The organism is Methylobacterium sp. Leaf111, assembly GCF_001423285.1.
GTDB lineage: Bacteria > Pseudomonadota > Alphaproteobacteria > Rhizobiales > Beijerinckiaceae > Methylobacterium.
On sequence record NZ_LMNE01000023.1, the window covers coordinates 33,085 to 47,767 of the forward strand.

13 protein-coding genes are annotated in these 14,683 nt (G+C 71.9%); 4 read left to right on the forward strand and 9 right to left on the reverse strand.

The features are described from left to right. Positions 1-9: 9 nt before the first annotated feature. The 6 genes from leuD to ASF41_RS13225 all read right to left on the reverse strand — a co-directional run bounded on the left by leuD (position 10) and on the right by ASF41_RS13225 (position 6,844). Positions 10-618 carry a 3-isopropylmalate dehydratase small subunit gene (leuD, locus tag ASF41_RS13200; RefSeq protein WP_056215506.1) on the reverse strand — a complete coding sequence of 203 codons (609 nt, stop codon included), beginning with the start codon at positions 616-618 and terminating at the stop codon, positions 10-12. Positions 619-620: 2 nt separating this feature from the next. Further along, the gene (gene leuC / locus ASF41_RS13205) at positions 621-2,069 is read right to left on the reverse strand and encodes a 3-isopropylmalate dehydratase large subunit (protein ID WP_056493871.1); all 1,449 of its coding nucleotides are present in this window, start codon (positions 2,067-2,069) and stop codon (positions 621-623) included. Between the two features lie 297 nt (positions 2,070-2,366). Next, a complete protein-coding gene (locus ASF41_RS13210; protein WP_056493873.1) occupies positions 2,367-3,479 on the reverse strand; it encodes a hypothetical protein in 1,113 nt (370 codons plus the stop codon). A 143-nt stretch (positions 3,480-3,622) separates the two neighbouring features. After that, the gene (locus tag ASF41_RS13215) at positions 3,623-4,645 is read right to left on the reverse strand and encodes a glycosyltransferase family 4 protein (RefSeq protein WP_162242116.1); all 1,023 of its coding nucleotides are present in this window, start codon (positions 4,643-4,645) and stop codon (positions 3,623-3,625) included. Positions 4,646-4,676: 31 nt separating this feature from the next. Continuing rightward, complete coding sequence (locus tag ASF41_RS13220) at positions 4,677-5,513, reverse strand: hypothetical protein (protein WP_156394144.1); 837 nt, start codon at positions 5,511-5,513, stop codon at positions 4,677-4,679. 101 nt (positions 5,514-5,614) lie between these two features. Next, positions 5,615-6,844, reverse strand: coding sequence for a lytic murein transglycosylase (locus ASF41_RS13225; RefSeq protein WP_056379219.1), 1,230 nt, complete (start codon positions 6,842-6,844; stop codon positions 5,615-5,617). 290 nt (positions 6,845-7,134) lie between these two features. Between ASF41_RS13225 and ASF41_RS13230 the strand changes: the two genes are divergently transcribed. Then, positions 7,135-7,365: a hypothetical protein gene (locus tag ASF41_RS13230; RefSeq protein ID WP_056493876.1), complete on the forward strand. Its 231-nt coding sequence runs from the start codon at positions 7,135-7,137 to the stop codon at positions 7,363-7,365. A 426-nt stretch (positions 7,366-7,791) separates the two neighbouring features. Then, positions 7,792-8,589: a lytic transglycosylase domain-containing protein gene (locus tag ASF41_RS13235; protein ID WP_056348982.1), complete on the forward strand. Its 798-nt coding sequence runs from the start codon at positions 7,792-7,794 to the stop codon at positions 8,587-8,589. 45 nt (positions 8,590-8,634) lie between these two features. Here the strand turns inward: ASF41_RS13235 and ASF41_RS13240 are convergent, their stop codons facing one another. The 3 genes from ASF41_RS13240 to ASF41_RS13250 form a co-directional block, all read right to left on the reverse strand. Next, positions 8,635-9,009, reverse strand: coding sequence for a hypothetical protein (locus ASF41_RS13240; protein WP_056493879.1), 375 nt, complete (start codon positions 9,007-9,009; stop codon positions 8,635-8,637). A gap of 510 nt (positions 9,010-9,519) precedes the next feature. Then, on the reverse strand, positions 9,520-10,872 hold the full coding sequence (locus tag ASF41_RS13245; protein WP_056215476.1) for an L-serine ammonia-lyase: 1,353 nt from the start codon (positions 10,870-10,872) through the stop codon (positions 9,520-9,522). A 180-nt stretch (positions 10,873-11,052) separates the two neighbouring features. Then, positions 11,053-11,475, reverse strand: coding sequence for a hypothetical protein (locus ASF41_RS13250; protein WP_056493882.1), 423 nt, complete (start codon positions 11,473-11,475; stop codon positions 11,053-11,055). Between the two features lie 626 nt (positions 11,476-12,101). On the opposite strand from ASF41_RS13250, the gene sfnG reads away from it, so the two are divergent. Together sfnG and ASF41_RS13260 are read left to right on the forward strand one after the other, a co-directional pair. Further along, positions 12,102-13,217: a dimethylsulfone monooxygenase SfnG gene (sfnG, locus tag ASF41_RS13255; RefSeq protein ID WP_056493886.1), complete on the forward strand. Its 1,116-nt coding sequence runs from the start codon at positions 12,102-12,104 to the stop codon at positions 13,215-13,217. 44 nt (positions 13,218-13,261) lie between these two features. After that, positions 13,262-14,521, forward strand: a complete 1,260-nt coding sequence (locus ASF41_RS13260; protein ID WP_056493889.1) for an SfnB family sulfur acquisition oxidoreductase — start codon at positions 13,262-13,264, stop codon at positions 14,519-14,521. Positions 14,522-14,683 lie beyond the last annotated feature (162 nt).

Consider the following 14,683-nt stretch of genomic DNA (forward strand, 5'->3'; position numbering starts at 1 on the left):
GGGCCCGGCTCAGGCGAGCCAGGGCTGGGCCGCGAGGTGCCGGGCCTGGAACGCCCGGATCGCCTCCGCGTGGTCGAGGGTGGCCCCGATCGCGTCGAGGCCCCGGACGAGGTGATCCTTGCGCCGGGCCGGGATGGCGAAGCCCTGCACCGCGCCGTCCGCGGTGGTGATGGTCTGGGCGGGCAGGTCGATCGTCATATGGTTCCGGGCGGGGTCTGCGGCCCGGGCCGACAGTTCCGCGACGGGTCCGGGCGCCAGCTCGATCAGCAGCAGGCCGTTATTGGCGGCGTTGTCGGCGAAGATGCCGGCGAAGCTGGTGCCGATGACCGCGCGGATGCCGCCCTGGAGCAGGCCCCAGACCGCGTGCTCGCGCGACGAGCCGCAGCCGAAATTCGGGCCGACCACCAGGATGCAGGCCCCCTGCCATGCGGGCCGGTTGAGGACGAAGTCCGGGCGCGGCTGGCCGGGGCCGGCATAGCGCAGGTCGTGGAAGGTGGCCGCCCCCAAGCCCGCGCGGTCGATCCCCTTGAGGAACTGCTTGGGCATGATGACGTCGGTGTCGATGTTGGCCCCGGGCAGGCCGGCGGCCGGGCCCGCGACGATCGTGAACGGCTGCATGGTCAGGTCTCCGGCGCGAGGCGGTTTTCCGGCGCGAAGCGGCGGCTGTCGGTGAGGTGGCCGGCAATGGCCGCGGCCGCCACCATGGCGGGGCTCATCAGGTGGGTGCGCGCGCCCACACCCTGACGGCCCTCGAAGTTGCGGTTGGTGCTGGAGGCGCAGCGCTCGCCCGGCGCCAGCACGTCGTCGTTCATGGCCAGGCACATCGAGCAGCCCGATTGGCGCCACTCGAAGCCGGCATCGCGGAAGACCCGGTCGAGCCCCTCCGCTTCGGCCGCCCGGCGCACGCTGGAGGAGCCGGGCACCACCATGGCCTGGACGCCGTGCGCGACCCGCCGGCCGCGCACGAGGGCGGCGGCCTCGCGCAGGTCGGAGAGCCGGGCGTTGGTGCAGGAGCCGATGAAGGCGCGCTGGATCGGGATGGCCTCGAGGGGCGTGCCCGGGACGAGGTCCATGTAGGACAGTGCCCGGACCATGTCCCGGCGACGGGCCGGATCGGGCTCGGCCGCCGGATCGGGCACGCGGGCGTTGACCGGGCCCGCCTGGTCCGGGCTGGTCCCCCAGGTCACCATCGGCTCGATCGCGGCGGCGTCGAGGGCGACCTCGCGGTCGAACACGGCCCCGTCGTCGCTGCGCAAGCTCGGCCAATGGGCCGCGGCGGCCTCCCAGAGGGCGCCCTTCGGCGCGCGGGGCTTGTCCGCCAAGTAGTCCAGCACGGTCCGGTCGGGGGCCATGACGACGCCGCGGGCGCCGCACTCGACGGCCATGTTGCAGATCGTCATGCGGCCCTCGACGGACAGGGCCTCCACGGTGGGGCCGGCGAACTCGACGGCGTAGCCCGTCGCCCCGTCGGCGCCGATGCGGCGGATCAGGGCCATGACCACGTCCTTGGCGGTGACGCCCGGCGCCAGGGTGCCCGAGACCGTGACCCGCAGGGTCTTCATCCGGCGGTACACCAGGGTCTGGGTGGCGAGGTAGTGCTCGATGTCCGAGGTGCCGATGCCGAAGCCGAGGGCGCCCAACGCCCCGTAGGTGGTGGTGTGGCTGTCGCCCGCCGCCACGATCATGCCCGGCAGGACGAAGCCCTGCTCGGGGGCGACCACGTGCTCGATGCCCTGGAGCGGGTGCAGCACGTCGAGGAGCTCGATCCCGAAATCCCGGCAGTTCTCGTCGAAATACGCGACCTGCCGCGCCCCGCCGGGATCGGGCATGGCGGCGACGCGCTCCGCCGCCGTGGGATTGACGTGATCGACCACCGCCAGGGCGGCGTCCGGCCGCCAGACCCGGCGCCCGGCGGCCCGCAGGCCGCTGAAGGCCTGTGGGCTGGTGTACTCGTTGAGCACCGTGCGGTCGACGTAGAGCAGGACGCTGGCCCCGGGGCCTTCGGCGTCGTCCAGACGGCGCACGGTGTGGGCGTCCACCAGCTTGTCGTAGAGGGTGCGGGCCTGCATCGATCGGCTCTCGGGCTCCGGCGGGACTGGGTTCAAACGGGAAACGCGGTGCGGGACTGAACCCGATCCAGGGCCCCGAAGCCAATGCCGATGCGGCATCGGGTGATGCCGAGCGCCGCACCCGGAGCCCGCCGGCCGAACGCCTTCGGGCGACGGTGGCGGCCGGGTCCGGCGGAACCAGGGGCGGATACGGGCTTTGCTCGATCAGAGCGGAGACCGGATCGGCAAGCCCGCGCGACGCTCGAGCGAAGCCCGAATCCGCCACCCCGAGGGATCGAACGCATCGGGTTCGAGGGGTCAGGGCAGGGCGGCGCGCTTGCGCAGGATCAGGTCACCCCGGAACAGGAACTTCTGGGCGCGCTTGCCGGTGTCGACCTCGGTGGTGAAGACGTTGCCGTGGCTGTCCACCGCAAGGTTGTGGACCCAGTGGAAGTCGCCCGCCATCCGGCCGTTGCGGCCGAAGGCGCCGAGCACCTCGCCGGTCTCGCGGCTCAGGGTGCGGACCTCGTTGTTGGCCCCGTCCGCGTTCACGAGGTAGCTCTGCTCGGCGTCGGGCCAGAGCGCCAGCTCCCAGACGGAGCCGTTGGCGCGGGTGTTCGCCTCGACGAAGAACTCCTTCACGAAGGTGCCGTCGCGGCGGAAGACCTGGACCCGGTCGTTGGTGCGGTCGCAGACGTAGACCAGGCCGTCGCGGGCGATCTGCACGCAGTGGACGGGATTGCGGAACTGCTGGGCCGGAGCCGCGACCGGGTCGTAGGCCGGCAGGGTCTCGTCCGTGGGCGGCTTGCCGTAGGCGCCCCACATCCGCTTGAACGCGCCGGTCTCGGCATCGAATACGATGATCCGATGGTTGAAGTAGCCGTCGGCGACGTAGAGCTCGTTGGTCTCGGGATCGACCTGCATCGCGGCCGGCTTGCCGAGCCGCGAGGTGTCGAGGCTGTTGGTCTGCGGGCCCTGCTTGCCGATCTGCAGGACGAACCGGCCCTCGGTGGTGAATTTCAGGATCTGCCCGTCCGTGTCGCCGTTCCCGGCAAGCCAGACGAAGCCCTTGTGGTCGATGTGGATGCCGTGCTCGTTCTGCGGCCAGTCGTAGCCCTCGCCGGGGCCGCCCCAGCTGCGGATCAGGGTGCCGGCCTGGTCGAACACCAGTACGGGGGGCGCGGGGCGGCAGCACTTGGTGCGGGGCGGCGAGAGGCTTGCGGCCTTCTCGTCATCGGTGAGGGTGCGCGGGCGCTGTACCACCCAGATGTTGTCCTGCGCGTCCACGGCGACGCCCGAGGCCTGACCCATGATCCACTGATGGGGCAGCGGTTTCGGCCAGGCCGGATCGACCTGGAAGGTCAGCGGATCCGCACACGCCACACCCGACCACGCGACCGCGAGCGCGGCCAGACCAAGCCGAAGCCTCATGCTTTCCTCCCGATGTCGTCCGGCCTTGGCGACCGTCTCTTGATGATCGGCTGTTGCCGATCCGATCTTGCACACAGTATTCGCGCCCGGCGGCGAGGCGTCCAGTCGCGCCAGGGCGGAGGCGTGTCGCCGACCCGGATCTGTCACCCGGCCGGCGCGCGTCGGGCCCCCTCCTGGGACGCCCCCCGGAGGACCGCCTCCCACAGGATCGCCGCCCGCTCCCAGGTCAGGGCCCGGCGCTGGAGGAGCGCGCCGGCGCTGAGCTCCGACCAGAGGTCGTCCTGGGTGGCGAGGCTCACGACGGCCTCGGCGAAGGCCGCATCCGTCCCGGCGATCCAGCCGTTCACGCCGTGCTGCACCCGCTCGGCGAGGGCGCCGATACCGGCGGTCACCACCGGCAGCCCCATGGCCTGGGCCTCCGCCGCCGCGAGGCAGAAGGTCTCGTCGGGGGAACCGGGGCAGACCATGGCGCGTGCGGTGCCGTAGAACGCCGCCAGGGCGGCGGCCCCACGGCGGGGGTGGAACACCACCGGTCCGCGATCGTCGGGCGAGTCGGGCTGTTCGGATCCGAAGACGTGGAGCTTCGCGCCCGACGCGATCAGGGGCGCGGCGCTGCGCCAGAGCCGCAGCATCCGGTCGAGGCCGCGCTGGGGCTGGGAGGCGTAGACGAAATCCCGGCTCCGGCCCCGCGTCGGCTCGGGCGTCAGGAAGACGGGCGAGACGCCGTGCGGGACGACGTGGCGGCGCCGGAAGGGATAGAGCGGCGACATGTTCCGCGCCGCGAGGGTGCCGACGAAGACGGCCTCCGGCCGCAGGGACAGGAAGGGCAGGAGGTAGCCCTTCCGCACGGACTTCTCGACGTTCAGCGGATTGTGGACCCAGACGATGCCGCGCCGGCCCGGATGGGCGCGGAGCGGGCGGGGGTCGTTGCTGGTGACCACCGCGTCGGCCTCGCAGGTCGCCGCCTCGCCGAGGGGGATGTTGCGGACGCCGTCCCGCTCCACCGTCCCGCTCCGGCGGGTGGCCAGGGTCACCGCCCAGCCCCGTCGAGCCAGGGCGCGGGACAGGGCGATGTTCGTGCTCTCGATCCCGCCGAGGCCGATCGCGGGCGGCGTGTCGAGGCCGAAGGCCACCGGCGTCGCGCAGATGAACAGGACCCGACGCATCGACATCTCCAGGGATCGCGTGTCCGGCCGGTCAGAGGCCGAGGCTCCGGGCCTGCTGGCCGAGCCAGGAGGTGGGCGGCGGGGGAGCGTCCCGGCCGATCGACCAGAGCTTGCCGCGCCAGGCATGCACCGAAACCGTCTCGGGCCCGATGAGCGTGCGCGCCGCCCGGTCGTCCGCCTCGGTCAGGAGGTGGGCGTCGTCGTCGCCGAGGGGATAGAACACCGCCCGCGCCCGGGCATGGCCCTCCAGGCGGAGCTTGCGCACGAAGTAGGTGAGGGCGCGCGGGCCGATCGCCAGGCGCTCCGGGTGGAACGGGATGCGCTTGCCGACCAGCAGTTCGAGGCGGCGCTTGACCCGGATGTGTCCGGTCGCCCAGGGCGCCCGGATCGGCACCGTCGAGATCGCGTCCCAGTAGCGGGTGACGAGCTCGGACTCCGGGGGGGCCGACAGGATTGCGTTGTTGAGGCGGCTCGCGTTGAGCCAGCCGAACAGGTACTCGGCCGCGCCGGCGGGCGTCTCGAGGGGGCGCTGGAAGACGCAGTCGAGGTCCGACCAGATGCCCTTGCCGTCGCGAATCAGGCTGAGACGCAGGTAGTCGGCGTAGAAGGCGAGGACCCCGCGGCTGCGATAGAGATCCGCCATGACGTTGGGGCCGATCCCCTCGCGGGCATCGATCACCGAGCCGGGCAGCCCCTGCGCGCGCAGGGCGGCGACATCGTGCGCGTAGATGTGGAGCGGGTGTCCGGCCGCGACGATCGAGGCGGCGCTGAGCCGTTCGAGCCAGGTCACCGGCCCTTCCCAGTAGGTGACGATGGTCCTCGGTGGCGTTCGCTCGGGCGCAACGGGCATGGCCGCGGATCGACTCATTCCCTCTCATGCCCTTCCGTCTCGCCGCCGCGCGGCCTCGGTTCCCCGGGGCTGCTCTATCGCGGCCCCTCCGGCGCGACCACCGCTAAATCCGGTCCGGATCACGGGGAGGCCAGGATCCGCTCCCGCAACGGGGCATCCGCGTAACCGTCGGGGGGCAGGCCGTTGGCGGCCTGGTAGGCACGGATCGCCGCCCGCGTCCGGGGGCCGATCTTGCCGTCGGCGCCGCCGGCCGGAAACCCGCGCTCGGCGAGGCGCAGCTGCAGCGCCCGGACGTCGCCGGTACTGGGCATCACCGCGTCGCGCGGCCAGTCCCGGATGAAGCCCGGCTCGCCGCGCAGGCGGTCGGACAGGTGCGCCACGCTGAGCGCATAGGCGAGGGCGGTGTTGTAGCGCAGGATGACCCGGAAGTTGGGCTGGAGCAGGAAGGCCGGCCCGCGCGCGCCCGCCGGCAGAACCAGCGTCGCCGGGCCGCCCGCCTCCGCGAGCGGCTGGACCGGGATCACGCCGCGGTCGCGCCAATCCGCGAGGCTGCGCTCCGTGGTCTCGTCGGCCAGGGCGAGGTCGAACCCCTCCGGCAGCCGGGCCTCGCTGCCCCAGCGCGCGCCGGAGCGCCAGCCCATCGCCACGAGGTAGTTGGCCGTGGAGGCGAGGGCGTCCGGCACCGAGGTCCAGATGTCGCGCCGGCCGTCCCCGTCGAAATCCACCGCATAGGCCTGGTAGACGGTCGGCATGAACTGGGTGTGGCCCATGGCCCCGGCCCAGGATCCGGTGAGCGGCCCGGGGGGCGCCTTGTCCTGGGCCTGGATTTCCAGGGCGGCGATCAGTTCCGCGCGCCAATAGGGCGCCCGCGCCGTCTCGGTGCAGGCCAGCGTCGCCAGAGCGCGCAGGACGGGACGGACGATCCCGGGATCCTCGAGCACGCTGCCGTAGGTCGATTCGACCCCCCAGAAGGCCGCCAGGACGAAGCGGTCGACGCCGTATCGGGCCTCGATGGCATCGAAGGTCGCGGACCATTCCGCCAGCTTGCGCCGGCCTTCGGCGATCCGCGCCTCGGTGAGGTTGGCATCGAGGTAGGACCAGATCGGCGTCACGAATTCCGCCTGGGCCTGCGGCGCGGCGGCTACCTCGGAATCGGGGGAGAGGGCGCGCAAGCCGTCCGCCACCCGCGCAGGAACGCCACGCGCCTCCGCTTCGGCGGCGATCGCCCCGGTGCACAGCCCGAAGGCGCGGGGTTGCGCCTCGCCCCCGGATGCGGCACCCGCGGCGGGGGCCGCGGTCTCGGCCGACGCGGTACGGCCCGCCTCCGGAAGCAGGAACAGGGCGGCCATGAGAGAGATCGCGGCGGCAGGCCCGCGCAAAACCCCGGAGCGTCGCTGGCGGCACCACATGCGGGTCGTCTCCTCTCCTCGTTCCGTCGGGAGCCTAGCGTCGCCGATCGGAGGGCGGAAGCGGTCCCTGGCGACGCCTCGCTCCCCGCGGACCGCCGCGTGATCGGGACGCGCCGGCCTGGCCGCGGCACCCACCGGCCGTTGCGAAGCCGGCGCTGCGCGTCCACGATCGGGCGAGGGAGGATCGTTATGCGTTGCCGGTACCGGCGTGATCGCCCGCGAGGCGGCCGATGCTGATCGCGCTGCTACTGGTCGTAGGCGGGATCGCGATCGGCTTCTGCAGCCGGGTCATGACGGCCGTCGGATTGTCTGGTCTCGTGGTCGTCCTGTCGGTCGTGGTCTGGATCGCCCGGGGCGACGCCTCCGGCATCGGCGGCCTCGTGCTGCTCGCCCATCTCAGTGCCCTGCAAAGCGGCTACCTGCTCGGCGCCTATCTGCGCGTCCGCACGGACGACCCCTGACGGCGCGGCGGCCTCACCAGAACCAGACCGCCGTCTCGCTGAGCGCCAAGATCGGCCACCACAGAAGTAGGGCCGTCGCGCAGGAAACGAGCACCAGCGCCAGGGGCGGGCGCCGGTTCGGACCAGGACGGCGTGTCTTGATGCGGAACATGATCGATGCGGCCCGGGACAGTTCGACGTTCGTCTAGGGCTGAACTGCAGGGTCCGGACCGTCCCGGCGGCGAGGTCGACGCGACGGCGCGGCGCTGCATTCGGACATCTCTGCGTAACCAAACGCGGGGAAGTGATGTCCGTGGCCTGGTTCGCAAGCAAAATCGCCGCAATGTGGCTCGACTCACGGCCGCGTTTGCCGCCTTGCTCCGCGCAAGGGGTCACCATCGATCCGTGCGGCCCCGGGGCGGCGCCGCACGGCCAGGGAGTTTTGACATGATCGGACGTGGGTATCGGACGCCGTGGCTCGCGGCGGCCTTCGCGGCGCTCGTCTGTGCGACGGGCGGGGCGAACGCGGCGCAATGCGGCAACAGCGCGGCCGGCTTCGAAGCCTGGAAGCGGGAATTCGCCGAGGAGGCGCGCGGCCGGGCCAGCGCCGCGAGCCTCGCCGCCCTGATGGGCACGTCCTACTCGACGGCGACGATCTCGGCCGATCGCGGCCAGAAGAGCTTCAAGCTCTCGCTGGACCAGTTCCTGGCCAAGCGCGGCGGCAACACCATCGTGTCCCGCGGCCGCGCCCTCAAGGCCCAGAACGCCGCCCTGTTCGACTCGATCGAGCAGCGCTACGGCGTGCCGCCGGGTCCGCTCCTGGCGATCTGGGGCATGGAGACGGGCTTCGGCGCGGTGAAGGGCAACGTGAACACGCTCTCGGCGGTCGCGACGCTGGCCTACGATTGCCGCCGCTCGGCCTACTTCACCGACCAGCTCTACGCCGCCCTCACCCTGGTGGATCGCGGCGTCCTGACCGCGAGCACCCGGGGCGCGGCCCACGGCGAGGTCGGCCACACCCAGTTCCTGCCCAAGAACGTCCTGAACTACGGCGTCGGCGGCAGCCTCGACAGCTCGGCCAACGCCCTCAACTCCACCGCGAACTTCCTCAAGGGCCATGGCTGGCGCGCGGGCGCCGGCTACCAGCCGGGCGAGCCGAACTTCGCCGCCATCCAGGGTTGGAACGCCGCCTCCGTCTACCAGCGCGCCATCGCGCTGCTCGGCGAGCGCATCGACGGCCGCTAGCGGCCCGGTCCGCGCTCCGCGCCCCGGCGCGGAGCGCGTCCGGCCTCAGGGCCGCAGCCCAGCGACGTCGTCGCTGCAGAGCATCAGGTCGGTCGCGCCCGCCACGAGACCGGCGACGGCGCGCAGGTCCTGCGGCTCTCGCGGGCTCGCCGCCACGCGGCCGGCATCGCGCTTGAGGGCGCGGTTGCAGCCGCAGGAGGGCAAGCCTCCGTCGGGCGTGCAGGCATCGTGCTTGCGGCACGCGGCATCCAGCGCGTCGATCGGAGCCACATCCATGCCGTCGTTGCCGGGGCCGCAATAATGCCCGTGCATGAGCAGGGTCGGGCGCGGCGTCTGACCGGGACCCGTCAGGTCCTGGGCGGCGAGGGGCGTGGCGAGGTTGAAGGCTCCGAGAAGCAGGGCGAGCGTCAGGGTCCGCATGGCGGGTCTCCGGTCAGGGGATGGGGTCAGGAAATCGCGGGGTTCGAGCCCGCCGGACGCGTGGCGGCACCGACCGTGGAATCGGGCGGACGCGGGCGCGGGGCTGCGCCCGAAGGCGGCAGGGTGCGACGCGCTCAGGCCCGGGGAGCGCCTCGGATGAGCGCCCGGACGCGGTCCGGCCCGGCGGTTCCGATGGTCGGCGATGCGAAGGTCATGGTGTCACGGTCCCGCGTCTTGGCAGGACGGATCGGACGCGGGCCGCACGCGCTGGCCGCATCTGCCGTCCGGTAGACCCCTCGGGCGTTACAACCGGATCGGAACCGCTGCGTTCCATAGTTTTCGCAGAGCCTCCGGTCCGGACCGGCGAACGTTGGCCAGGCTCACGCCTGCAGGCGGGCATGCGCGACGGGACCCTGACAGGTCAGCCGACGTCCAAGCCAGGCACCGTGCCGGTCTGAGCGCCCTTCCGCCGCGATCAGGAAACGCAACCGTTCCTTTTCGCGGCCATCCTCAGCAGGCTGCGACGTTCACCGCGAGGCCGCCCAGCGAGGTCTCCTTGTACTTCGCCTGCATGTCGTGGCCGGTCTGGCGCATGGTCTCGATGACCTCGTCGAGGCTGACGCGGTGAATCCCATCGCCGCGCAGGGCCAGGGACGCGGCCACCACCGCCTTGTTGGCCCCGAAGGCGTTGCGCTCGATGCAGGGGATCTGCACCAGCCCGCCGATGGGATCGCAGGTCATGCCGAGATGGTGCTCCATCGCGATCTCGGCGGCGTTCTCCACCTGGGCCGGGCTGCCGCCGAGGAAGGCCGCGAGGCCCGCCGCCGCCATCGCGGCCGCCGAACCGACCTCCCCCTGGCAGCCGACCTCGGCGCCCGAGATCGACGCGCGGGTCTTGATCAGGCCGCCCACCGCCGCGGCCGTGAGCAGGAATTCCCGGGCGCGGGCCTCCGACCAGTCGGGGCAGAAGTCCCGGGCGTAGCGCAGGACGGCCGGCACGATCCCCGCCGCGCCGTTGGTGGGTGCCGTCACCACCCGTCCGCCCGCCGCGTTCTCCTCGTTCACCGCCAACGCGTAGAGGCTGATCCAGTCCACGATCTCGTGGGCGGCGCGCGCATTGCGCAGGCGCCCGGCGGTGAGGTCCTCGTGCAGCCGCTTGGCCCGCCGGCGCACCTTGAGGCCGCCGGGCAACTCGCCGTCCTGGCGCAGACCCCGGTCAATGCAGGCGAACATCGCGTCGCGGATGACGTCGAGGCCGGCCTCCACGGCATCGGGCGTGCGGGTGCCGCACTCGTTGGCGAACTGCACCTCGGCGATGGTCCGGCCCTCGGCGACACAGAGGGCGAGGAGGCCGGCGGCACTGGCATAGGGCAGGGGGCAATCCGCCTCCGCGCCCGCCCCCCCTTGCGCCTCCGCCTCCGTCACCACGAAGCCGCCGCCGATGGAATAGTAGATCTCGCTGTCGCGGATCGCCCCGGCGGCATCGAGGGCACGAAAGCGCAGGCCGTTGGTGTGCAGGGGCAGCACGTCGGAAAAGTTGAACGCGAGGTCCGCGGCCGGGTCGAAGGCCGGGCCCGCGGGGGCCAGCCGCTTCTCCGCACCGAGGGCCGCGACGAGGCCGGCCACCCCGTCCGGGTCGACGGATCGGGGGTCGTGGCCGAGGAGCCCGAGGAAGATCGCCGTGTCGGTGCCGTGCCCGCGTCCCGTCCAGGCCAGGGAGCCGAAGATCTCCGCCTGGATGCGGGCGAGCCCGGGCAACCCCGCGGTCCGGGCGCGGAAGCGGAGCGCGGCCAGCATCGGGCCGACGGTGTGCGAGCTCGACGGGCCGATCCCGATCTTGAAGAGGTCGAAGGCGCTGATCATCGGCTCTCGCGTTCCGGATGGGACCGACGCCCGGGCAGGAGCGCCGCCACCGCTCTTCCACGCTGCGGGCGGGCGCCGGCCGGGAGGCGGCGCCCCGCCTGATACACCGCCGGGCCCGGGCCGCGCATCCTGAATTCGCGCCGCTGCCGACCCAGGGCCGCGCGGTGGAATCCCGGCGGATCAGGCCGCGGCGCGGTCGAAATCGGTCCGGTCGGCGGCCGAGGCCAGGAGCTCGGCGACCAGGGCGACGAGTTGATGCCCGTGATAGGGCGTGCGCAGGCACAAGGCCCCCGGCTCCAGGGCCTCGCCGTCGAGCTGGCGAAGGGAGCGGGCGGTGTAGACGACGCCCACCGCCGGATCGAGACAGCGGGCCACGCCGGCGAGCGAAAGGCCGTCCACCGTGTCGCGCACGTCGGCATCGGTCACCAGCACGTCGACGCGGCGCTCGCTGGTCTGGGCGAGGAGCAGGCTCTCGACCTCGCCGGCCGTGCGCGCGCCGAGCACCGCGTAGCCCGACATCTCCAGGCAGCTCGTGGTGATGGAGCGGGTCAACTCGTCTCCGGCAAGGAGAACCACGAGCGGTTGGCGGAACGCGGGCATCATGCGTGAACTTCCTGGGTAAACCGATCTCGCGCGCTTCGGCTTTCAAGTGGACGGTGGTTCGACGGTAGGATCGATCAATTAACGCGTCCTTAAACGACCGGTTTCACGAGGCAATATCGATTTGCTCGACAAGCACACAAGTTCGGCAATTTGGAGGAAATGCCCGCCTTATCAGCATCGACCTGCCTGAAAAGATAGCGCCCCAAGCAGGTCGGCCGCGTCGACTGGATTTTATACCCGATGGCCGCCTGGAATCAGGGCATCGCCGGGGTGAAAACCGGACGGCTCCGCTCTCCGCAGGCCTCCGCTTGCCCCAGACCCGGGCCGGGCGGGCAATCCCGCCTCGCGCTCGGGCCCACGACGCAAACCTTCGGCCAGCACCCACGATCGGGGAAGGAGCTTTTCCGTCCGGGCCGAAAAAAGCCGTTTGCTTCCTTTGACGCGCGATCAATACCAAGCAATCCTAAGAACAGAACGACGAACCCAAACACAGATCTGGGCAAGACCAGCATTCACGAGCATGTGAACGCTCTGGTTTTTGTATTCAGTCCGTCAACCGATCGACATCGGGCGCACTCCGTGCGCCCTGCCGGAACGCGCGGCCCGATCAACGCAGGGGTGGGAACATGGCCTTTCAAACAGGAACTCGCGACGGCAGCGAGCCGATCCGCTTCGCCTACTGGGTGCCCAACGTCTCGGGGGGCCTCGTCATCAGCAAGATCGCCCAGCGCACGAGCTGGGACGCGCCCTATAACCGACGCCTCGCGCAGATCGCGGAGGAGGCCGGGTTCGACTACGCCCTCACGCAGATCCGCTTCACGGCCGGCTACGGTGCCGAGTACCAGCACGAATCCGTCGCCTTCAGCCACGCCCTGCTGGCGGCCACCTCCCGGCTGAAGGTGATCGCCGCCCTTCTGCCCGGGCCCTGGAACCCGACGCTCGCCGCCAAGCAGATCGCCACCATCAGCCAGATCACGGAGGGGCGCATCGCCATCAACGTGGTCTCGGGCTGGTTCTCGGGCGAGTTCCGCGCCATCGGCGAGCCATGGCTCGACCATGACGAGCGCTACCGCCGCTCGGAGGAGTTCATCCGTGCCCTGCGGGGAATTTGGACCCAGGACAACTTCACCTTCCGGGGCGATTTCTACCGCTACAGCGACTACACCCTGAAGCCGAAACCCGCCGATCCGCAGCCCGAGATCTTCCAGGGCGGCTCGTCCCGGGCGGCGCGCGACATGGCGGCCCGCGTCTCGGACTGGTACTTCACCAACGGCAACACGCCCGAGGGCATCCGAGTCCAGGTCGACGACGTCCAAGCCAAGGCGCGCGCCAACGGCCACGCGGTGAAGGTGGGCGTTAACGCCTTCGTCATCGCCCGCGACACCGAGGAAGAGGCCCGCGCCGTCCTCCAGGAGATCATCGACCAGGCCGACCCGGACGCCGTGAAGGCCTTCGGGCACGAGGCGAAGAACGCCGGCCAGGCCTCGCCGGAGGGCGAGGGCAACTGGGCCAAATCGAGCTTCGCGGACCTCGTCCAGTACAACGACGGCTTCAAGACCAATCTGATCGGCACGCCGGATCAGATCGCCGAGCGCATCGTGGCGCTGAAGGCGGTCGGCGTCGACCTCGCCCTGCTGGCCTTCCTGCACTTCCAGGAGGAGGTCGCGTATTTCGGCGAACACGTCATTCCGCGCGTCCGCGCCCTGGAGGCGGCGCGCCGCGAACAGGCGCAGGCGGCCTGAGCCGAGCCGGTCCCCGAACGCGCCCCCTGATCCGGAGACACCCCATGAACATCGCCGTCAGTCCGCCCCCGCGGGACACCGATCGCTGGCCCGCCGGGGCACCCGGCCCCGAGCGCCCGGCCGCGCCGGCCCACGTCATCCGCGACGCGGCCGAGGCCCTGCGCGTCGCCCACGCCCTGGCGGCGACGTTCCGGGTCGGCGCCTCCGAGCGCGACCGCACGGGGCGCCGACCCCTGGCCGAGCTCGACGCGTTCTCGCAGAGCGGCCTGTGGTCCATCAACGTGCCGCGGGCCCATGGCGGGCCGGGGCTGTCCTACGGGACCTTGGCGCAGGTCATCGCCATCGTCTCGGCCGCCGACCCGTCGATCGGGCAGATCGCCCAGAACCACCTCGGCATCGTGGCGGCGATCGACACGGTCTCGGACGAGGCTCAGAAGGCCCTGCTGTTCGGCCTCGTCCTGGCCGGCACCCGGTTCGGCAACGCCTTCTCGGAGATCGGCACGCCGCGCGCCGCCGACTTCGAGACCCACTTCGTGGAGGACGGCGACCACGTGGTGGTGCACGGCACCAAGTTCTACGCCACCGGCGCGCTGCTGGCCCACCTCGTGCCCATCGTGGCCCTCGATGGCGAGGGCCGGGCCTGGTACGCCATTGCCGAGCGCAACGCGCCGGGACTCACGGTGATCGACGACTGGTCGAGCTTCGGCCAGCGCACCACCGCGAGCGGCACCGTGCGGATCGACGGCGTGCGCGTGCCGAAAACCCACCTGGTGCCGGCCTGGAAGGGCTACGCGCAGCCGAGCGCCGACGGGGCGATCTTCCAGATCATCCAGGCGGCCGTGGATGCGGGCATCGCCCGGGCGGCGCTCGCCGAGACCATCGACTTCGTGCGCACCAAGTCGCGCCCCTGGGTCGACAGCGGCCTGGCGCGCGCCTCCGACGACCCCCACACCATCCGCATCGTCGGCGACCTCACGATCCGCCTGCACGCCGCAGAGGCGCTGCTCGACCGGGCCGGCCTCGCCCTCGACGCCGCCGTGGCGGCGCCGGATGCCGAGACGGTGGCGGCCGCGCAGCTCGCGGTGGCGGAAGCCAAGGTGCTCACCACAGAGGTGGCGCTCGGCGCCAGCAACACCCTGTTCGAGCTCGCCGGCACCCGCGCGACACTGGCCGAGCACAATCTCGACCGGCACTGGCGCAACGCCCGCACCCACACGCTCCACGACCCCGTGCGCTGGAAATACGCGATCGTCGGCAACCACGCGCTCAATGGGGTGAACCCGCCCTTCCACGCGTGGAGCTGAGGCGGGACGCCGACACGCACCCTCCTCGACGACGCCCCCCCGACGCCCGATTCGGTGCGCCGGAGCGCGGACCAGGGCACGGGTTCCACCGGGTGTCCGGCCCCGCACGCATGGGACCCGCCGGCACCCCATCGCGGACATCGTCCGCTCCGGGGGCGGGGT